This is a genomic window from Selenomonas ruminantium subsp. lactilytica TAM6421 (genome assembly GCF_000284095.1).
In the GTDB taxonomy this organism is placed as follows: Bacteria; Bacillota; Negativicutes; order Selenomonadales; family Selenomonadaceae; genus Selenomonas_A; species Selenomonas_A lactilytica.
This window is the reverse complement of record NC_017068.1, coordinates 43,257-63,561: the sequence shown is the minus strand read 5'-3', so window position 1 is coordinate 63,561 and position 20,305 is coordinate 43,257. Positions and strand designations below refer to the sequence as shown.

The 20,305-nt window shown below is 52.3% G+C and carries 23 protein-coding genes; 11 read left to right on the top strand and 12 right to left on the bottom strand.

All coding sequences use genetic code 11. The annotated features are described in order from the left end of the window. Positions 1 to 185 precede the first annotated feature (185 nt). The 3 genes from SELR_RS00300 to SELR_RS00290 all read right to left on the bottom strand — a co-directional run bounded on the left by SELR_RS00300 (position 186) and on the right by SELR_RS00290 (position 1,391). Positions 186 to 851, bottom strand: coding sequence for a hypothetical protein (locus SELR_RS00300; RefSeq protein WP_014423214.1), 666 nt, complete (start codon positions 849 to 851; stop codon positions 186 to 188). Between the two features lie 23 nt (positions 852 to 874). Next, positions 875 to 1,150 (bottom strand): hypothetical protein, encoded by a 276-nt coding sequence (locus tag SELR_RS00295; RefSeq protein ID WP_014423213.1) that lies wholly within the window; start codon positions 1,148 to 1,150, stop codon positions 875 to 877. A gap of 73 nt (positions 1,151 to 1,223) precedes the next feature. Next, complete coding sequence (locus SELR_RS00290; RefSeq protein ID WP_014423212.1) at positions 1,224 to 1,391, bottom strand: hypothetical protein; 168 nt, start codon at positions 1,389 to 1,391, stop codon at positions 1,224 to 1,226. 99 nt (positions 1,392 to 1,490) lie between these two features. On the opposite strand from SELR_RS00290, the gene SELR_RS00285 reads away from it, so the two are divergent. From SELR_RS00285 to SELR_RS00265, 5 genes are all read left to right on the top strand, one after another. Then, complete coding sequence (locus tag SELR_RS00285) at positions 1,491 to 3,260, top strand: MutS-related protein (RefSeq protein ID WP_014423211.1); 1,770 nt, start codon at positions 1,491 to 1,493, stop codon at positions 3,258 to 3,260. A gap of 109 nt (positions 3,261 to 3,369) precedes the next feature. Beyond that, positions 3,370 to 4,752 carry an alanine/glycine:cation symporter family protein gene (locus SELR_RS00280; protein WP_014423210.1) on the top strand — a complete coding sequence of 461 codons (1,383 nt, stop codon included), beginning with the start codon at positions 3,370 to 3,372 and terminating at the stop codon, positions 4,750 to 4,752. Positions 4,753 to 4,913: 161 nt separating this feature from the next. Beyond that, on the top strand, positions 4,914 to 6,242 hold the full coding sequence (locus SELR_RS00275) for a threonine/serine exporter family protein (protein WP_014423209.1): 1,329 nt from the start codon (positions 4,914 to 4,916) through the stop codon (positions 6,240 to 6,242). A gap of 15 nt (positions 6,243 to 6,257) precedes the next feature. After that, entirely contained in the window at positions 6,258 to 7,016 is a 759-nt protein-coding gene (locus SELR_RS00270) for an AzlC family ABC transporter permease (RefSeq protein ID WP_014423208.1), read from the top strand. Then, on the top strand, positions 7,006 to 7,314 hold the full coding sequence (locus tag SELR_RS00265; protein WP_014423207.1) for an AzlD domain-containing protein: 309 nt from the start codon (positions 7,006 to 7,008) through the stop codon (positions 7,312 to 7,314). The genes SELR_RS00270 and SELR_RS00265 overlap by 11 nt, the downstream gene beginning before the upstream one ends. An 84-nt stretch (positions 7,315 to 7,398) precedes the next feature. Here the strand turns inward: SELR_RS00265 and SELR_RS00260 are convergent, their stop codons facing one another. The 3 genes from SELR_RS00260 to SELR_RS00250 all read right to left on the bottom strand — a co-directional run bounded on the left by SELR_RS00260 (position 7,399) and on the right by SELR_RS00250 (position 9,615). Then, positions 7,399 to 7,683, bottom strand: coding sequence for a hypothetical protein (locus SELR_RS00260; RefSeq protein WP_014423206.1), 285 nt, complete (start codon positions 7,681 to 7,683; stop codon positions 7,399 to 7,401). Positions 7,684 to 7,853: 170 nt separating this feature from the next. After that, complete coding sequence (panF, locus tag SELR_RS00255) at positions 7,854 to 9,353, bottom strand: sodium/pantothenate symporter (protein WP_014423205.1); 1,500 nt, start codon at positions 9,351 to 9,353, stop codon at positions 7,854 to 7,856. Then, positions 9,346 to 9,615, bottom strand: a complete 270-nt coding sequence (locus SELR_RS00250) for a YhdT family protein (RefSeq protein ID WP_014423204.1) — start codon at positions 9,613 to 9,615, stop codon at positions 9,346 to 9,348. Before SELR_RS00250 ends, panF begins: the two co-directional genes overlap by 8 nt. Positions 9,616 to 9,766: 151 nt before the next feature. On the opposite strand from SELR_RS00250, the gene SELR_RS00245 reads away from it, so the two are divergent. Both SELR_RS00245 and SELR_RS00240 read left to right on the top strand, forming a co-directional pair. Next, positions 9,767 to 10,330, top strand: coding sequence for a prealbumin-like fold domain-containing protein (locus SELR_RS00245; protein WP_014423203.1), 564 nt, complete (start codon positions 9,767 to 9,769; stop codon positions 10,328 to 10,330). Between the two features lie 20 nt (positions 10,331 to 10,350). Further along, on the top strand, positions 10,351 to 10,914 hold the full coding sequence (locus tag SELR_RS00240) for a beta-class carbonic anhydrase (protein WP_014423202.1): 564 nt from the start codon (positions 10,351 to 10,353) through the stop codon (positions 10,912 to 10,914). A 5-nt stretch (positions 10,915 to 10,919) separates the two neighbouring features. Here SELR_RS00240 and SELR_RS00235 read toward each other — a convergent pair whose 3' ends face one another. Continuing rightward, on the bottom strand, positions 10,920 to 11,537 hold the full coding sequence (locus tag SELR_RS00235; RefSeq protein ID WP_014423201.1) for a hypothetical protein: 618 nt from the start codon (positions 11,535 to 11,537) through the stop codon (positions 10,920 to 10,922). 12 nt (positions 11,538 to 11,549) lie between these two features. Continuing rightward, entirely contained in the window at positions 11,550 to 12,449 is a 900-nt protein-coding gene (locus tag SELR_RS00230; protein WP_014423200.1) for a YitT family protein, read from the bottom strand. A gap of 233 nt (positions 12,450 to 12,682) precedes the next feature. Between SELR_RS00230 and SELR_RS00225 the strand changes: the two genes are divergently transcribed. The 4 genes from SELR_RS00225 (at position 12,683) to SELR_RS00210 (ending at position 17,685) form a co-directional block, all read left to right on the top strand. Next, the gene (locus tag SELR_RS00225) at positions 12,683 to 13,429 is read left to right on the top strand and encodes a DeoR/GlpR family DNA-binding transcription regulator (RefSeq protein WP_014423199.1); all 747 of its coding nucleotides are present in this window, start codon (positions 12,683 to 12,685) and stop codon (positions 13,427 to 13,429) included. 3 nt (positions 13,430 to 13,432) lie between these two features. Beyond that, positions 13,433 to 14,341: a 1-phosphofructokinase gene (gene pfkB, locus SELR_RS00220; protein WP_014423198.1), complete on the top strand. Its 909-nt coding sequence runs from the start codon at positions 13,433 to 13,435 to the stop codon at positions 14,339 to 14,341. A 58-nt stretch (positions 14,342 to 14,399) separates the two neighbouring features. Beyond that, positions 14,400 to 16,298 carry a PTS fructose transporter subunit IIABC gene (locus tag SELR_RS00215; protein WP_014423197.1) on the top strand — a complete coding sequence of 633 codons (1,899 nt, stop codon included), beginning with the start codon at positions 14,400 to 14,402 and terminating at the stop codon, positions 16,296 to 16,298. Positions 16,299 to 16,377: 79 nt separating this feature from the next. Next, on the top strand, positions 16,378 to 17,685 hold the full coding sequence (locus SELR_RS00210) for an NCS2 family permease (protein WP_014423196.1): 1,308 nt from the start codon (positions 16,378 to 16,380) through the stop codon (positions 17,683 to 17,685). On the opposite strand, the gene SELR_RS00205 is transcribed toward SELR_RS00210, so the two are convergent. The 4 genes from SELR_RS00205 to SELR_RS00190 form a co-directional block, all read right to left on the bottom strand. Then, a complete protein-coding gene (locus SELR_RS00205) occupies positions 17,682 to 18,152 on the bottom strand; it encodes a hypothetical protein (RefSeq protein ID WP_014423195.1) in 471 nt (156 codons plus the stop codon). The genes SELR_RS00210 and SELR_RS00205 overlap by 4 nt on opposite strands. 57 nt (positions 18,153 to 18,209) lie before the next feature. Continuing rightward, positions 18,210 to 18,626 carry a cytidine deaminase gene (locus tag SELR_RS00200; protein WP_014423194.1) on the bottom strand — a complete coding sequence of 139 codons (417 nt, stop codon included), beginning with the start codon at positions 18,624 to 18,626 and terminating at the stop codon, positions 18,210 to 18,212. A 92-nt stretch (positions 18,627 to 18,718) separates the two neighbouring features. Beyond that, on the bottom strand, positions 18,719 to 19,399 hold the full coding sequence (locus SELR_RS00195; protein WP_014423193.1) for an MgtC/SapB family protein: 681 nt from the start codon (positions 19,397 to 19,399) through the stop codon (positions 18,719 to 18,721). 377 nt (positions 19,400 to 19,776) lie between these two features. After that, entirely contained in the window at positions 19,777 to 20,241 is a 465-nt protein-coding gene (locus tag SELR_RS00190) for a CYTH domain-containing protein (protein ID WP_041914206.1), read from the bottom strand. Positions 20,242 to 20,305 lie beyond the last annotated feature (64 nt).

Genomic DNA, 20,305 nt, shown 5'->3' with positions numbered 1-20,305 from the left:
CGCCCTTTACGGAGCACCTTTCCCTTAAAGAGAAGGTTTTACGACTCACCAAAAAATCGTGGTAAATCGTTACCCAGCGCCCAAGGACGGGCGCAGGCGGACGTAAATCACGTGATGTAATTTCAGTCCGCGTTTTCTTTTTGGTACTTTTTCTTTGCGCCAAAGAAAAAGTACAGGCAACTTTATTACTTATTGCGATAACGATCAGCCATATTACGGGCATCGTAATCCCCAGAGGGGGCTTTGATGTCTGTTATCTGCTGCGGGCGCGGCGTCACATCAATCGGCTCGTTGCTGCGATTATAATTACTCATCTGCGACGCATACTGATTCTCCTTGCCACGATTCCGGAACTTATTCCAAGCCCAGCGCAGGATCATGAACAGCGCCAGGAACATCACCACGTTGGCAATCACGCCAAAGACATCCCCCAGCATGCTGCTGCCCAAGAGATTGCCCAGCATGGAGCCCAGCAGCATGCCGCCAGCCAGCAGGCCTACCGTGCGCAGGGCATTCCCCCAGCGGCTGCCGCTCTGGGCATTCGCAGCCGTATTCGCATTTGCATTGCTCTTGCTGTTGGCTGCCGGTGCATTCTTATCGAGACTCTTGGCATCCTTGGAAGGCTTGTAGGTCTCACCACTGCCAGATACGGATTTATGGGTATCATTATTCGTCTTGGGTGCAGCGGCTTTCGGTGCTGCCGCCTTCGGTGCACTCTTGGCGCCGCCGCCCATCTTGGCACCGCCTTTGGCGGCGTAAGCCGTAGCAGCAAGATCAGCATTCACCACGGGAACCGTCGTCATAACCATTGCGCCCACCATCAGGGACGCGAGGATCTTCTTCATCTTCATGTCAATTCTCCTTTGAATCGTCATTATTCCTTATAGGATTTGATATCTTCGGGGAAAGCATAGATTTCCCCCACCGTGTCCAGCTCACCGGACAGATAGCGGTCGATATCATCCACATCGATATAAAGCTTGCAGTCAATATCCAGATAGCCCTGCTCCGCGCCATTTGACAGGTCACGGATCGCCATCAGTTTTTCCCGGAGCTTCAACAGCTCGCTGCGGGTGGCGTGAATATCCAGTTTCACCTGGGGTACGCCGTACTCTTTCAAGACTTCGTCCATGGTCATACGCTGTGACATATTGTTCATCCTTTCAACCTTGACTTTTTGATGTTTATTATTCTAACAGGATATACTGAAAATAACATGATAATCATGCTTTTTTCGCCTTTTCCTTCATGCGGTCCAGAATCTGCTGCAACTGCCGCTTCTGCCGCAGATGGGTTTCATAATCCAAATCATTGGAATCGATGGCCAGCCGCTTGTTGATGGCATCGATGCTCGCCTGCAACCGGGCCATGGCCGCTGTTTTCTCGTCCATACTCACCCTCCAATGTCTATAAGTATACCAAAATAAGTTATAATTCTCAATATAATGATATAATAAGCAATGATAACACCATCTAAGGGAGTGGATTCCATGAAACAGGATTTTTATATCAACCTGCAGGCTGAAGAACAGGATCAGCTGGCCGCTTACGAAAGAGCTGCCGGCCGCTATACCCTCTACCGTACCGCCTGCTTCTTTGCCCTGATCTTCGCCTTTGCAGCGGCTTATGACGGGCTGAGCATTGCCGGGATCATGGGCGTGCTTTTGCTTGTGCTCTTTGGCTGGCTGATACGGCAGCACAACCATATCAAGAAACAGATTCGCTTTGTCAAAAATTCTTTAGACGTAACGGCAGATTATCTCTCACACTTCGATAGGAAATGGCAGGACTTGCCCGATAAGGGCGAGGAATTCTGCAAGGAAAGCCGCCCACAGGATATCGATCTGCATATCTTCGGCAAAGCCTCCCTCTACCAATATCTCTGCTGTGCCCGTACGGCTTTGGGACGGTCAAGGCTTGCCCAGGCTCTGGCCGTCACTCCGCCGCCCCCCGCTGTCATCCTCAACCGTCAGGAAGCAGCCGCCGAACTCATCGACCGCCAGCTGCTCTGCGTCGAGCTTCTCGCCTTGAGCCGCCAGCTGCCCATAAATCACGATACTGCCCCTTTAATCAAGGAAATCACCGCAGGCAGTCACCATCATATCAGCCATATGCTGCAGCGCACAGTCTGGCTATTGCCCCTGCTGACCTTATGCAGCATTCTAATGGCTGCCGCTAATTTGCTGGATTGGCAGATTCCAGGCTTATTCGTACTCCTGCAATTCGCCATCGCCATGCTTTTCCAGCGTCAGAATCAGGCCATCCTAGCCCCTTTGCTGACCTTGAATCAGGAACTCCATGCCTATCAGTCCCTGTTTATCCGTCTGGGAGAGACAAACTTTACAAGCCCGGTATTGGCAAAGCCGGCTGCTGACCTGTCCCAAAACGGCGCACCTGCCCTGCAGAAACTGGCCCGGCTCACCGACCATGTGAATCTCTGCCGCAATCTCTTCTTCTATGTCCTGGGCAATGCCCTGCTCCTTTGGGACTGTCACTGCGCCGTCCGCTTTGCCCGCTGGCAGGATGATGCCGCCCAAAACCTACAGGGCTGGCTGCAGGAATGGGCGGAAATGGAACTGTATCTCTCGCTGGCCATGGTGGGGCACACCCGCGAACAATACTGCTTCCCGCAAATCCTCAAGGGATCGCCCCAATTGAAAACCACTGCTCTTTCCGCTCTGCTCTTGGAGGAAGCGAAAGCCGTGCCCAACGACACGGTTCTGACTGCCGAAACCCGCATTATCACCGGCTCCAATATGTCCGGCAAGACCACCTATATGCGCACTCTGGCCAGTTCTCTCGTGCTGGCCTATGCCGGGTCTCCAGTCTGTGCCCAAACTTTTTCCTGCACGCCCATGCACATCTTCACTTCCATACAGGTACACGATGATCAGTCCCAGGGAATCTCCACCTTCTATGCCGAACTTCTGCGCATCAAACAGATGGTGGACTTCAGCCAAAAGGAACTGCCCATGTTCATCTGCATTGACGAGATCTTCAAGGGAACTAACTCCGCCGACCGGATCATCGGTGCCCGCGAAGCCATTTCCCGCCTGACACGCCCCTATGCCATCACCCTGGTGTCCACCCATGACTTTGAACTCTGTGACCTGTCCTCCCCCAATGATATACCCGTGACAAATTATCACTTCGCGGAATACTATGAGGAAAATAAGATAAAATTCGACTATAAAATAAAGAATGGCCGCTGTCAGACGACAAATGCCCAATATTTATTAAAAATGGCCGGAATCCTGTAGACAAATGTCTTTCCGTATGATATTATAGGGACTATCTTATTTGAGACGTACCTGTGTTTACTCACAGTAGACACAACCTGTTTTGTATCGTGCGAGGAGGACACTGTCTATGGAATCATTTATCCCGATGTTAAACGCTATTGACTCCTTTATGTGGGGGCCACCGCTTATCACCCTGCTGGTGGGAACGGGCATCTATCTGACCTTGCGGCTGAAGCTGCTGCAAGTAGTCCGTCTGCCCAAGGCTCTGTCCCTGATCTTCAAGGCCAAGAACCACGGTGAAGGCGATGTTTCCAGCTTCAAGGCCCTTTGTGTAGCGCTGGCTGCCACCGTGGGTACCGGTAACATCGTGGGCGTAGCTACCGCCGTGAAGATTGGCGGCCCCGGTGCTATCTTCTGGATGTGGATGGCTGCCTTCTTCGGCATGGCTACCAAATATGCTGAAGGCCTCCTCGCCGTGAAGTACCGCAGCACTGATGCCAATGGCAATATCGCCGGCGGCCCCATGTATTACATCCGCAAGGGCATGGGCGAAAAGTATGCGCCTTTGGCCACCTTCTTCGCCGCTGCTACGATTCTCGTTGCTTACTTCGGCATCGGCACCTTCCCGCAGGTCAACGCCATTGTGGACAGTGCGGAAATCTCCTTTGGCCTGTCCAAGGTGCTGACGGGTGCCGTATTGACGATTCTCATTGCCGCCATTACCATCGGCGGCCTGCAGAGCATTGCCAAGGTTGCTTCCAAGATCATCCCCTTCATGGCTGTTATGTACATCATCATCAGCCTGGGACTTATCATCATGAACATCGAAAGCCTGCCTGCAGCGATTGCTCTTGTATTTGAAACCGCCTTCACGGGCACGGCAGCTGCCGGCGGTTTTGCCGGTTCCACCATCATGATGGCCATGCAGAACGGTATCGCCCGCGGCGTGTTCTCCAACGAATCCGGCCTGGGTTCTGCCCCCATTGCAGCTGCAGCAGCCAAGACCAAGGAACCTGCTGAACAGGGCCTGATTTCCATGACGGGTACCTTCATCGATACGCTGATCATCTGCACCATGACCGGACTGGCCCTCGTGCTGACCGGCGTATGGCAGGGTGATACCGCCGGTGCCGCCATGACCAGTGCTGCCTTTGCCGCAACTTACGGCCATATCGGCAGCATGCTGCTGACGGTTGCCCTCGTGCTCTTCGCCTTCACCACGATCCTTGGCTGGAACTACTACGGCGAACGGGCCTGCATCTACCTCTTCGGCACGAAAGGCGTTATGCCCTATCGCATCATCTTCATTGCCCTGATCGCCAGCGGCGGTTTCCTCAAACTCGAAGCCATCTGGATCCTGGCCGACATCGTCAATGGCCTGATGGCTATCCCGAACCTGATTGCCCTGATCGCCCTGTCCGGCGTTGTGGTGGCAGAAACGGAAAGCTACCTGTCCCGCAAGGGAGAGCTTGATGAGGATGAAGCTCATCATTCGGCTATCGCAGAATAAGTTTGCATAAGACAAAAGGCAGATTCGCTAATAAACGGCGAACCTGCTTTTTTGCTGTAATTTTTCCTGCCGCGAAACCTTTACATCTATCCTTCACTGTCCTACAATAGTTTACATGCATTTACTATTATGTTTACATAGGAAGAAAGGATCGGGATAGTTTGAGTGACGATAAGGATGAAATATTGAATAAGCCCTTTGCGGAGATTGGCGAGAAGCTGCATCTGCTGCTGCAGACCGGGGCATTATTGATGGAAAATGGCGCGGACAGTGACCGCACGGTGCGCGATATGCGGCGGGCGGCAGCCTTTATGGGCATCGATCAGGAACATATGCACCAGCATGTGCTCTATACCACGCTAATGCTCAATGTCAGCGACAGCCGCCATTCCTATACGGAGTTCTGCAAATACCAGAAACTCGGCGTCAATATGACCACGCTTTCCGCAGTCAGCAAACTGACCTGGCGGGCATTGGCGCAGAATTACAGCCTCGAAGCTTTCCGGCGCCAGCTGAACAATATCCGGAACCTCCCCCGCGCCTATCCCGTCTGGCTCACGGCCATCGGTGCAGGCGCGGCCTGCGGCGGCTTTTGCAAATTGTTTGGCGGCAGCTGGCTGGATTTTCTGCTGACGGCGATCTGCTCCTGCCTGGGCTTTTATATGCGGCGGCTCTGCAACCGCTATGCCTTCAATGCCTATGCGACCATCGCCATTACCTCGTTCGTGACGACAATCCTGGCCTGGAGCACGCAATTCCTGACAGGCGGACTGAACTGGTATCCCTTGATTGCCTGTACCTTGTTCCTCGTGCCAGGTATCCCGCTGATCAATGCCGTGGATGACCTGCTCAATAACTTCATCGTCGCTGGTATGACGCGGGCGATGCATACGCTGCTGGTTGTCGGCAGTATGACCTTCGGCATCGTCATTGCCATCCGCCTCTGCGGCGTGACGGACTTTACCAGTGTCCAGCTGACGCCAGACACCCATTACTTGTCACAGGCCATTGCCGCTGCCGTTGCCGCTGTGGGCTTTTCCATCATCTTCAATGTGCCCAAGCGAATCCTGCCCGTGGTGGCAGTCGGGGGCATCATCACGGTGCTGCTGCGCAATATATCCGTGATGGACTTGGGGCTTTCCCAGACCGCGGGTTCCTTTATCGGGGCAGCCGTCGTGGGCCTGATTGCCCTCCGGGCCATCCACTGGTTCCATACGCCGAATATCGTCATGACCATCCCCTCAGCCATCCCCATGATTCCCGGGGTACTGCTCTACCGCCTGCTGTTTGCCCTCTTAAATATCCAGTTTATCACGGCAGAGGAATTCTTTGCCAGCTTCCGCATGGGCGTAGATGCCGTGACCATCATTATCGGCATCGCCGTGGGCGTGGCCATTCCCAATATCTTCATCCACCGGCAGATTGAACGGCGCAAGCAGGACAATGTTGCCAAATTATTGGCCAAACGATATGCCGAAACCGAAGATTAAGAAAGAAGGTTATTTATGACGCTTGCTACTACTTCGTCTCCCCGACGGGAAGCTTTTGTGGATGGAATACACGATGGCTTACCCATTGCGCTGGGTTACTTAGTCGTGTCTTTCACATTGGGCATTGCCGCCCGCAATGCGGGCCTTACCCCTTTCGAAGGCTTCCTGGCCAGCTTTTTCAACAACGCTTCGGCCGGGGAATACGCTGCCTTCACCATCATCGCTGCGGATGCCCCCTATCTGGAACTGGCCTTGATGACGCTGGTTGCCAATGCCCGCTATTTGCTGATGAGCTGTGTAGTCAGTCAGAAGTTCTCCCCGGACACCAATATCCTGCACCGTGTCCTGGTGGGCTTTGATATCACCGACGAGATCTTCGGCATCACCATCGCCCGTAAAGGCCCGCTAAATCCCTACTATAATTACGGTGCCATGAGTGTGGCCCTGCCCGGCTGGTCCGTGGGCACAGCCTTAGGCGTCATGGCCGGCAATATGCTGCCGGAAGCTGCTGTCAGCGCCCTGAGCGTGGCCCTCTTCGGCATGTTCATCTGGGTTATCATCCCGCCTGCCCGGGACAATAAGATCATCGGTGCACTGGTTGCCGCAAGTTTCGCTGCCAGCTTCGCCTGCACTTATCTTCCCCTTATCAGCGAACTTTCCGGAGGAACCCGCACCATTATCCTTACCGTAGCCATCGCCGCCATCGGTGCTATCCTGCATCCCGTAAAAAACGAAAAAAAACCTGCGGAAGGAGCAAATGACCATGCAGCATGATATCTATATTTACTTGCTCGTAATGAGCGCCGTAACCCTGGCCATCCGCATCCTCCCCGTGACGCTGATCCGCCGGCCCATCAAAAACCTTTTCCTGCGCTCATTCCTGTTCTATGTCCCCTATGTGACCTTGGCGGTAATGACCTTCCCCGCCATCACCCTGGCCACCCGCAGCCCCTGGGCAGGGCTGGCAGCCCTTGTCATCGGCATCGGACTGGCCTGGAAGGGATTCAGCCTGTTCAAAGTGGCCGCTGCCTGCTGCATTGTAGTTTTTGGGGTAGAGTTTATGCTACTGTAAAAGCCCCTCCCGGCCTGCACCACTCAACTACGTACTAAAAAGCCCCTGAAGCATCATCCCAGCTTCAGGGGCTCTTCGTTTATCTTATGCAATCTGATACACCCGTGCATCAAAGTGTTTCCAATAGCTCACAGCATCACCATAGGACAACAGATAGCGATCCTCAGCTTCACTCTTGCCCAGTTCAATGCCATAGCAACATTTCGCAAATACCTTTGCTTCCCTATTGGCTGCTTCGCGGATGATCTCCTGCAACGTATCCTCCACAAATGCCGTCCGCGACTTCCAGGCTGCCTGTTCTTTCAGGTTATACCGGCCCGCTTTGAACTTGAACAATTTGTTTGTCGCATTATTTACCGCAACAATCATCTTTCTTTCTCCTCTCTAAAACCTTTTCCAGTAAAACATCCCACATGATTTCCTGATATACATCTGTCTATACAAAAATTACATCATGATTTTACCCCAAAAGTCCTAATTAGGCAAGATTTTTTTACTCATCTCAAAGCCCTTATAAAAATCTTTTTTCTATGTATATATTAATTTTTCCTATAAGGGAAAAATTCCGCCAAAACCCGCTCATCCTGCGGCTTGCCTAGATAAGTGCCAAGCAGGAAGAACAGCAGGGAAGCTGTGATGCCGATGGTAATCTGATGCAGGCCCATGACCTTGAAACCCAGCCCCTGCGTCAGGCAGTACACCAAAGTGCCGCCGCCCATGGAAAGGATAGCCCCCAGCTTATTGGCCCGCCGCCAGAAGAGCCCCAGCAGCAGCATCCAGAAGAAGGCTGTTTCCAGGCCGCCAAAGGCGAACATATTGATGATCCAGATCAGGCTCGGCGGTGTCAGCGCAATAACAAAGACCACCACGCCGATGACAGCCGTAGCCAGCATAGACAGCAGGCGCAGCTGTTTCGTCCCCGGTTCTTTGCCCCTCTTATGCTGGTTATGCAGATAAACGTCCTTGATGATGGCCGAAGACGCCACAATCAGCAGCCCGGAAATCGTCGAAATCGAAGCCGCCAGGGGGCCGATGATGGCCAGTCCCACCAAAGCCGGCGGCATAACTGTGACTATAGTCCTAGGAATGATATTATCCACGCCACCATAGGAAGCTAAATCCCCTGTCAGCACGCCATGGGCCAAAATACCCGTGAAATTGATACCGATATTCATAAAGCCCACCACCACAGTGCCAATCAGCATGGCCCGATGCAGGCTGGCAGTATCCTTGTAGCTGATACCGCGCACCACCGACTGCGGCAGGGCAATGGTACAAATCCCCACCAAGATCCACTGGGTAAGATAAAGCCCCGCCGGCATATGACCGCCGGAGTACGGCTCAAACATTTCCGGATGGTTGTTATGGAGATTATCCATAATCGCCGTATAGCCGCCGCCTGCATCCAGCACATGATAGAGCAGCAGTACGATCCCCACCATCATGATGACCGCACAGCAGGTATCGGTCAAAGCCACGGCCCGGAAGCCGCCCACGGTGGTATAGACCACCACCGCCAGGCCAAAGAGCAGGAGCCCCATCTCATAGCTGTAACCCGTCACCGCCGCAAACAATTTGGCACCGCCTACGAACTGGGCCGTCATGGTTGCACAGAAGAACAGGACGATAATGAAGGCCGCTAAGCTTGCCAGCCCATCCGACTGGAAACGCTCGCGGATAATATCCACCACCGTTACGGCATCGAATTTGCGGGAGAGCAACGCCACCCGCTTGCCAAAGATGCCCAGCACCAGGAATATGGCCGTAACCTGCACCACGGCCATATAGATCCAGCCAAAGCCGATCTGCCAGGCCATCCCCGGGCCGCCCACAAAGGAGCTGACCGAGCTATAAGTCGCCACCGTGGTCATGGCCAGCACAAAACCGCCCAAATCATGATTGCCGATAAAATACTGCTGGACGAAATTCCTGCCAAAACCTCGGGCCTGCACCTGCCGCACATAGAAGCCAATGCCGATCATCACAGCCATAAAGATAAGCAGCGGCAACAGCGCTGCCGGATTACCGCCATTACTCATGCCGATCTGCCTCCTTTTCCTCTTCTTGATCCAAAGACATATCCCGGAAGACATATCTCAGTAACAGCTTCACCAACACAATCGCAAAGAACCAAACGCCGATACTGGACGTCACCGTCCATAAAGGTAAGCCAAATATTTCATACTCCACATCGCTGAGCCCAAAGCCCGCCCAGCACAAAAATAAAATAAGCACCAGCAGCGCCAGCCCCGTATAGGCAGCTTCCCGGCGGATCTGCTGATACTTTTCCCAATTTGTCATAGCCTGAATCTCCTTTCGTACAGTTGCACCTTGCCGCGTGCATACCGTCGCTATCTAGTGTACCGCAAAATAATCTCCCAGGCAAATGCAGCAGGATTTTTCCCACGAAAAGCGAAAACTATCTGCAAAGACCAATAGGAGGTTGATGTATATGAAACGAATTGCCGCCATCTTAGCATTCTCGCTCTTGCTGAGCCTTAACGCCATAGCCGCAGCTGCCGGTTCCATCAGCGGCCAGGTCTATCTGCCCAACTCGGAGCGGGGCATGCACGTTGCCAAGGGAGAAAGCGGCGCCGGCATGATGTGGGATATGAGTGCACCGAAAAACCGCCGGCATATAGAAAAAGCCGATGTATGGCTGATTGAGCGGAGCATCAATCTGAACACGCTCCCCTACGCCGACGTACAGAAATGGTATCAGCAGGGAACCATTCCCGCAAACCAGCCCATTTACCACGCAGTCACCAATGAACAGGGACAATTTGAATTCAAAGATGTTCCCGCGGCCAACTATTATATCATGATCCTCGATCCCAATGGTCAGGAACAAAACCAAAACCTGACGGAAAAGATGAGCCGGGACGAATTAATGCAAAAACTCCCCCATACAGATGAATTCGAACTGTTCATGGTGGGCATGCGCAGCTGCCTCGTGCAGAAAATAACCCTGCATAACGGTCAGAACATAAAAATCCGTCCAGGCCTCCTTGGCTGATGAAGAAAGAAGGAAAGAATATGTCCATTCTCGACAGTATGCTGGCCGCCAACGCGGAATTCTGTGCCCATCCCCCCACAGACTATACCCAGGAAGACCAGAAAAAAAGCAAGCTGCCCCAGAAGCAGGTGGCCCTGATCACCTGCATGGATACCCGGCTGGTGAATTTTCTGGAACCGGCGCTGGGTATTGGCCGCGGCGAAGCCAAGGTAATAAAAACCGCCGGCAATGGCATTACCGGCGTATTTGATGGCACCATCAGAAGCCTGCTGGTGTGCATCTATGAATTAGGCGTCAGGGAAATCTTTGTCATTGGCCATCACGAATGCGGCATGGCCAATACTACCTCGGAAAGTCTCATAAAATCCATGCTGGAACGGGGCATTTCCAAAGAAGCTATCCATATGATAAAAAAGGAACTGACGGAATGGGCGGATGAATTCCACCATCCCGAACAAAATGTCATCGATACGGTGGAACGCATCCGCCTCAATCCGCTGATCCCCGCAGATGTTCCCATCCATGGGCTTATTTTTCATCCCCGCACGGGCAAGGTTGATGTGGTGATGAATGGCTATCCGTGACCTGCCTAGCCAACCCGCTGACGCTTCCTTTCCCATATCCGGTCATGGATCTGCGCCTCACGCAGGGCTGCATCCATCGCCTCATAAGCCAGGCGGTTCACATCTCCCTGTGAGGAATACTCATCATCAAAGCGCCGTGAAACAGTCTTGCTGAACGCTTCATCCTTCAATCGGTCGTAGCCCACAATCTGCACGCACGCATAACTATGGGTAATACGGCGGCCCCAGCGGTGCCAGCTCATAATTTCATATTGCTCATATCCGCTCAGGATGGGCATCACCACTAAATCAGCATGCAATTTTTCAGCCAAAGGCTGCATCAGATTTTTCAGCCGTTCCTTATGCCCAACTCCGGCCCGCACACCTTCCCAAGCCGTCTGGCATTCCCTTTCCGGAATGTAATGGACGGCTTTTAATGTGCCATTCAAGGGAATATGCATACTGCGGTCCACCAGTTTTTCCAGGCGGTCGTAGACTGCCTGAGATGGCACCATGCGGCTTTGCACCTGCAGGGGAAACTGTGCCACCCGAAAAGGCCCCGGTTCCCTGGTGGCTTCTGCCGTTCCTGCCCCCAGCAGGCAAAAGCAAACCAACAGGCTTAGGAACATCGCCAATTTCTTCATCTTCAAGCCCCCTTAATGGATTGACTTCTTCTTAAAGCGCCCGCCCACAATATCATGTACGGCATTTATCGTAACAAAGGCACTTTCATCTTTGTCCAAAACAATCTCCTTGAGCTTGTCCACTTCCAGACGCGTCACCACGCAGTAGAGAACCTCCTTGCTTTCCCCCGTATAACCGCCAGCACCATGCAGCAGGGTAACGCCACGCCCCAGACGGTCATTCAGGGCAGAAGTGATCTCATCATGCTCGTTGGTCACGATCATGACCGCATAGCTTTCATCGAGCCCCTTGATCACCACATCAATCATCTTCGAGATGACAAAGTAAGCGACCAGCGAATACATCGCCTTATCCCAGCCATAGAGGAGTCCGGCACTGGACAGGATAAAGAGGTTGATAAACATAACGACTTCACCTACAGAGAACACTGACTTCTTATCCATGATAATCGCCACAATCTCCGTACCATCCAGACTGCCACCAGCCCGGATGATAAGTCCTACCCCCAGTCCGTCGATGATGCCGCCAAAAATGGCCGCAAGAAAAGGATCATCCGTAACCTTGGCCACAGGACCAAAGATTTCTGACCAAACAGACAGAAAACAGATAGCAATCATCGTCGCAATGGCAAAGTTCTTGCCAATCTGCTTATAGCCCATAAATAGAAACGGAATATTAAGCAGTACCAGAAACACCCCCAGGCTCATGCCTGTAAGCGTCTGCATCATGATGGACACACCCACGATGCCGCCATCAATGACATTATTCGGAATAAGGAATAATTCCAGCCCAATTGCAGCAATGATTGCCCCTACAAAGATCATCGCATATTTTTTTAAATAAAAAGATGCTTTACGATGTTGCACGATTTTCGGTTTATTACCTGCATGATAACTTGCCTGTTCTTCCATACGCCTCACACTCCCGTTTATACTATATCTAAAATATATTATACCATCTATATATCCAATATTCCTCTTTTTTCTGTTTATTTCTGTACCGCACTAAAATACAAACGTACTTTGTCGGCAGTTTTTGGCGGGATTTAGCAACTTTATGCTTGTTTTTTCGTACCTTTGATTGACTTTGACTGACTTTAGTTGTATGATATATAAAACATCAATTTTTGGGGAGAGTGATAGCCATGCTGACAGAAGAGCGTTATGCCACCATCCTGCGCATCCTGAATGAAAAAAAGGCTGTTACCGTCCTTGACCTCACCCGCGCTTTGGATGCTTCGGAGTCCACGGTGCGCCGGGACCTCACCGCCCTGCACAAGAGCGGCAGGCTCTACAAGGTGTATGGCGGGGCCACTTCCATCGACAACAACTACACCAGTGCCGAGGAAGACATGAAAACCAAGAACGATCTTTTCCCTGAGGAAAAGATTGCCATCGCCCGCAAGGCGGCTGGAATGATCAAACGCAAAGATTTTGTGTATATCGATGCCGGTTCCACCACCTTGCACTTAATCGACTTTCTGACTGAAACCAGTGCCGTATTTGTCACGAACGGCATGCAGCACGCAGCCAAGCTGGCCGCCAAAGGCTTCAAAGTCTTTATCATTGGCGGAGCAGTAAAGGCCGTAACGGAAGCGGTAGTAGGTACAGAAGCTTTAAATAATTTGAAATGTTACAACTTTACCAAGGGATTTTTTGGCACCAACGGCATCAGCCCGAAATCCGGCTTCTCCACCCCGGATGCTGACGAAGGCACCATCAAGAGTGCAGCACTGGCCCGTTGCAAGAACGCCTATGTTTTGGCTGACCAGTCAAAATTCAACAAGATTTCCCCGATTACTTTTGCTCATATCTCCAGCGCCACCATCATCACAGGACGGCTGGAAGATAAGAAATATCGTGACTACACAACTGTTATTGAAGGAGAATGAAAGATGATTTACACTGTAACCTTCAATCCATCTTTGGATTACATCGTGCGCCTGGACAACTTCACGGCTGGTGAGATCAACCGCGTGAACTACGAACAGGTACTGGCTGGCGGCAAGGGCATCAACGTGTCCATCGTGCTCAAGAACCTGGGCCATGACAACAGTGCCCTGGGTTTTGTGGCCGGCTTCACCGGCGAAGAAATCAAGCGCCAGCTCAAGGACTTCGGCGTCAAGAGCGATTTCGTACAGCTTGATGAAGGCTTCTCCCGCATCAACGTGAAGGCCAAGGCCAGCACGGAAACGGAAATCAACGGCCAGGGCCCGGACATCAGCGAAGCCAAACAGCAGGAACTCTTTGCCCAGCTCGACAAGCTCGTGGAAGGCGATACGCTGGTGCTGGCAGGTTCCATCCCCAAGACGCTGCCGGATGACATCTATCAGCGCATCATGGCCCGTCTCGACGGCAAGGGCATCCGCATCGTGGTAGATGCGGAAAAGAAACTGCTGCTCAACGTGCTGCAGTATCATCCGTTCCTGATCAAGCCCAACAACCATGAGCTTGGCGATATGTTCGGCGTAAAGCTGACCACCGATGAAGAGATCATCACCTATGCCAAGAAACTGCAGGAAAAAGGCGCGCAGAACGTACTGATTTCCATGGCTGGCGACGGTGCCATCCTCTTGACGGCTGAAGGCAAATCCTTCAAGTGCCCGGCACCGAAAGGCAAGCTCATCAACTCCGTTGGCGCTGGTGACTCCATGGTAGCCGGCTTCATCACTGGTTACATGGAATCCAATGGTGACTTCGAGAAAGCTTTCCATATGGGTGTAGCTACGGGTTCTGCTTCCGCCTTCAGCGAAAACCTCGCTACCCGTCCGGAAGTTGAAGCACTGCTGGCCACCATCGAATAATTGGGATCTCGCCTTTTAGGCATCATAAATATAATTTTTTTACAAAGGAGAGAACATTATGCGTATCACTGACCTGCTCAAGAGCGAGAGCATCGTTCTTGGCGCATCCCCCGCGGACAAAACTGCCGCCATCAATCAGTTGGCTGATCTGATGGAAGCCGGCGGTAACCTGTCCGACAAAGAACAGTACAAGAAAGACGTATTTGCCCGTGAAGAATCCGGCACCACTGGCCTTGGCGATGGTATCGCCACTCCCCATGCCAAGAGTGCTGGCGTCAAGGCTGCCGGCCTTGCCGCTATGACGGTTCCTGCCGGCATGGACTTTGCTTCCATGGATGGCCTGCCGAGCCGCCTGTTCTTCATGATCGCTGCTCCGGACTCTGCCAATGATGACCATCTGGCTATCCTGTCCAAGCTGGCTACCATGATCATGGACCCGGACTTCAAGGAAGCCCTGATCGCTGCCAAGAGCAAAGATGAGTTCCTGAAACTCATCGATGCCAAGGAAGATGGCAAATTCGTTGCCCCGGCTGCTGCAGATGCTCCTGCTGAAGAAGCTCCGAAAGCTGACCATATCCAGGTATTGGCTGTAACTGCCTGCCCCACCGGCATTGCCCATACCTTCATGGCCGCTGAAAGCCTCGAACAGCACGCCAAGAAACGCGGCATCACCATCAAGGTTGAGACCAATGGCTCCGGCGGTGCAAAGAACGTGTTGACGGCTGAAGAAATCGCCAAAGCTGACGCTATCATCGTCGCTGCTGATAAGAACGTCGCGATGGCCCGTTTCGATGGCAAACCGACCATCATCACCAAAGTTGCCGACGGCATCAACAAGGCGGACGAACTCCTCGACCGTGCTATGTCCGGCAATGCTCCCATCTATCATGCTTCCGGCGCTGACGAAAGCGACGGCGCTGCTGACGTATCCGGCGAAAGCCTGGGGCGCCAGATCTACAAGCACCTGATGAACGGTGTCAGCCACATGCTGCCCTTCGTCGTTGGCGGTGGTATCCTGATTGCCATGGCCTTCCTGTTCGATGACTATTCCATCGATCCGAGCAAGTTCGGTTCCAATACGCCGCTGGCTAAGTTCTTCATGGATATCGGCGGTGCATCCTTCGGCTTCATGCTGCCGATCCTCGCCGGCTTCATCGCCATGTCCATCGCAGACCGTCCGGGCCTTGCTGTTGGTTTCGTCGGCGGTGCTTTGGCTGGTACCACGGGTTCCGGCTTCCTCGGCGCTCTCGTAGCTGGTTTCGTTGCCGGTTACGCTGTAAACTTCCTGAAGAAAGCCTTCTCCTGCCTGCCGGAATCTCTGGACGGCATCAAGCCCGTTCTGCTCTATCCCTTCTTCGGTATCCTGATCATCGGCTTCATCAGCATGTTCATCATTGCTCCGCCAGTTGGTGCCATCAACACCTGGCTGGTTGACACCCTGAAGAACATGGATCCGAATGCCCGTATCTTCCTGGGTATCGTCATGGGCGGCATGATGGCCATCGACATGGGCGGCCCCATCAACAAGGCTGCTTACGTAACGGGTACGGGCCTCTTAGCTTCCGGCGAATACCATGTCATGGCCGCTGTTATGGCCGGTGGTATGGTTCCGCCTCTGGCTATCGCCCTTTGCACCACCTTCTTCAAGAACCGCTTCACCGAAAGCGAACGCAAAGCTGGTATCACCAACTACGTCATGGGTATGTCCTTCATCACCGAAGGTGCTATCCCGTTTGCTGCTGGTGACCCCCTGCGCGTGATTCCGTCCGTATTCATCGGCTCCGCTACGGCTGGTGCCCTGTCCATGGCCTTTGACTGCACCCTGCGTGCTCCCCATGGCGGTATCTTCGTAGTGCCGACCATCGGCAATGCTGCCATGTATCTGGCCGCAATCATCATCGGTGCTGTAGTTGGCTGCCTCGTGCTGTCCGTACTAAAGAAGCCCATCAAAGAATAAAATCAAAGCAGTATCATAAAGATAAGCAGCTCATCGAGGTCATTGATGAGCTGCTTATTTGTAAATTTTAGGAGGATGTATGTTAGACCGCCTATTCAAGCTGCGCGACCGCCAGACGACGGTGCGCACGGAATTTTTTGCCGGGCTCACGACCTTCATTGCCCTGGCCTATATCGTCTTTGTCAATCCCCATATGCTCGCCGATGCCGGTATGTCCCGGGAGGCAGCCATTGCCGCCACCATCTGGATTACCGCCATCTCCACCTTCTTCATGGGGGTTTTGGTCAACTATCCTGTTGCCCTAGCCCCCGGCTTAGGACTTACCGCTTTTTTCTCCTACTATGTCTGCGGCAGCCTCGGCCTGCATTGGACTGTGGCACTGGGCGCTGTGTTCTTTTCCGGCCTGGTATTCCTGCTGCTGACCTGTGGCGGCATCCTGCAGGCCATTATCCGAGCCGTGCCGGATACCCTGAAATCGGCCATCACCGTGGGCATCGGCCTGTTCATCGCCTTTATCGGGCTCAAAAGTGCCGGGGTGCTGCAGGCTGACGCATCAACCTTTGTGGCTTTGGGTGATATCACCCAGCCGGCCCCTATATTCGCCATGTTTACACTGGCCCTCACGGTCATCCTGATGGTGCGCGGCGTACAGGGCGCTATCCTGATAAGCATTGCCGTGACCACCCTGCTATCGATGGCCTTTGGCTGTTCACCTGCCCCCCATGGCATTGAAGATATCATCAGCTTCAATATCCCCTCCGTCAGCGCCTCCTTAGGCCAGCTGGATATTGCCGGTGCCTGGGATTATGGCATTGTCTCCATCATCTTCACCTTCACCATGGTAGAGCTCTTCGATAATATCGGCACCCTGATCAGCCTGACACGCCGGGCGAAAATGGTAAAGGAGGATGGTGAAATCCCCGATCTCGACAAAGCTCTGACCATGAATGCCTTTGCCACCATCGGCAGTGCACTTGTGGGTACATCAACCGTTACCACCTATCTGGAAAGCGCCACAGGCATTGAAGCCGGCGGCCGCACAGGGCTCACCGCCGTAACCGTATCCTTTGGCTTCCTCTCCCTGCTGCTGTTTGCCCCCCTAATTGCACTGGTTCCCGGCTATGCTACAGCCTCTGCCCTGATCCTGATTGGCGCCCTGATGATTTCTGCCGTCAAGGAAATCGACTTCAATGATCTCACCGACGGTGTCCCTGCCTTCCTGACCATCATCATGATGCCCCTGACCTACAGCATCGCCAGCGGCTTTGCCTTCGGTTTCATCAGTTATGTTCTGCTCAAGGTCTGCACTGGGCGGCATAAGGAAGTCAGCTGGGTAATGGGCGTAATCAGCCTTGCTTTCCTCATAAACCTTGTCATGCGCGCTTAAATCCCCAGGAACGAATTAATCTGGAAGTTGCGGATACTGGCCAGCATGGTGGTCTGCAGGGCCGTCTGCAGCACCTTGCTGGTGGCCTGGGCGGCTTCGGTGTCGATATTGCCGTTTAAGAGGCCGCTGTTGTTGAGCTGATTCAGCCAGACGATGTTCTGTGTAATCTCATTGATGGCCTGCTGATTGAGGCTTCTTTGCTGGCGCTTGTAATAACTGTAGAGATAGTCCTGGGATTTATGGCGATCTGACCAAAAGCTGTCCATCAGCCCTAACTTATATTTCGTCAGATCGTATTCATTCAAGGTCTTATCCCATTCCTCCTGCTCCTTTTGCACCTTGGCCCAAATATCCTGATAGCTTTCCTGCCCGCCCTTCTCTGTTGTCTGATTCGTTTCCGTACGTTTATAACTTTTATTGGCCAGATTCTGCAAGGTCAAAAGAGCTTCCAATCCCATATCTGACATGATAAAGGCCCCCTTTCTTTCCTAATATATCGAAAGAAAGGGGGCCAAACTTTAATTTTATTCTTCTACAGGGCGCAGGGCGTTATCCATTGGCGCTTTAGCATGGGGCAACAGATCCGTCAGTTTCGCGGTCTCTACCACACCGTCCATATTCGCCATAATGATTTCCTGTACATCGAACTCTGCCAGCAGCTGACAGACAGCTCCATTTGGCACAAAAGGTCTCTCTGTATCGGCAATCACAACAATGGCATCAAATTCCCGCTTGCCATCTGCCACCGCCCGGTACATGGCCACTTCCTCTGCGAAGACAGACAGACGCGGCACGGCATTTTCAATATTGCAGCCTGTATAGAAGGTACCATCGCTGGCCAATACACAAGCGCCGATGGCCGCCTTGCCATAAGGTACATAGGCATTATCCATCACCTGCATAGCCGCCCGCACCATGGTATCCACGATTTCCGGATTCATTTTCCCTTCACTCCTTTTCCAAAGCTACTTCCACTTACTTCTGCTATTCTCCATCGGCAGGAAAAATCCTTTTAGCGGAAAAAATAAAATCCCTATACCACATCCACCCGGATCACACCATCGATCTGCCGTACAGCGTCCACAATGATGATGCTCTTGATGCTCTGCTTGTTGAAAATCTCCAGATCGATATACATGCTGCGCTCACCGGTTTCCTCAGCCTCATCCTCATCAGCTTTGACTTTTACCCCCCGTACCCGCAGCTGCAGGTCTTCCAGACAACGGCTGATGCGCATGAGCTGACCCGGCCTGTCCACCGTATGTATATTGAGGGATAGATTTTTTTCATGATCCACCCAGTCATCGATACGGGAAAGCCTGCCCAGCGTCACAAAGACCAACGCCGTACTGATAAGGGCCCCGGCATAGAACCCGGCCCCTACAGCCAAACCTACACCAGCCACCACCCATAGGCAGGCAGCCGTGGTCAGTCCTGTTACAGACAGCCCTTCCTTCATGATGGCCCCGGCACCTAAAAAGCCGATGCCGCTGACCACCTGCGCCGCCAGTCGGGCCGGATCGGCATTTGTCTTGCCCTCGACCTCCTGATACATCTCCACAGACATGACCATGATGAGACAAGAGCCAAGGCAGACCAGCACATTCGTACGCAGACCAGCCGATTTACGCCGGGATTGCCGTTCATAGCCGATGATTCCGCCCAAGACACAGGAGAGAACCAGACGCAGAAGAAGCTCCCATTCTGAAATCATGCCTCATCACCTCCCATAAATGCTACAATAATCATGCCTTATTCTTGATATAAATTCGCCCTCAACGGCAAAATTCCTGCTGTCCACAAGGCGCAAAGTATACAATGTAACAGTTTATCCACATAATAATCCACAGTTGTGGATAAATATAAACCCATTAACTATACATTACTATTTCCTACAATAATATATAAGCAGCATGTGTGATTTGTTTACAAGAAAATCCCTCACAACTGTGGATAATGTGGATAAAACCGTGGATAACCCTATATATCCCTCTTGACAAGGCCAATTCAGCTATATTTTGTGCTTTTATCCCCAACATCCTGCTTATTTTTTGTGGATAACCATGTATCTGTGTATAACTTTACAAAAAATCACTTTTTCCACAATGAATAGGGCATTTTTATTAAGTTTGCATTATAGTAGCGGACATCGCCGGAAACTTCCTCACCGAGCCAACTGGGACGACTGAACACGGTCTCTTCCGTCGGCAGTTCGATTTCTGCCACCACCAATCCTTCGTTATCACCGGCAAACACATCGATTTCCCAAAGAAAATCACCCTGCTTTTCCAGATAGCGCGTTTTTTCCAGCACCGGCTGCTCTGCCAGTCGCAGCAGTGCTTCCGCATCCTGCAGGGGAATCTCATATTCAAATTCCGCCCGGCTAATGCCTTCATTCTTCCCCTTGATGGTCAAATAGCCCTTGTCATCCTTGATTCTCACCCGGACGGTTCTCTCCGGCACTGTGGACAGATAACCTTGTGCAATCTTCATACCTGCCCCCTGGGGCTGCCAGTTGTCCTTAACTAAAAATTTCCGTTCAATCTCTTTTGCCATACTCATCACCCTTTCCCTAATATTGTAACACTTTTTCTCAATTCCCCTTGCTTTTTTCATCTTT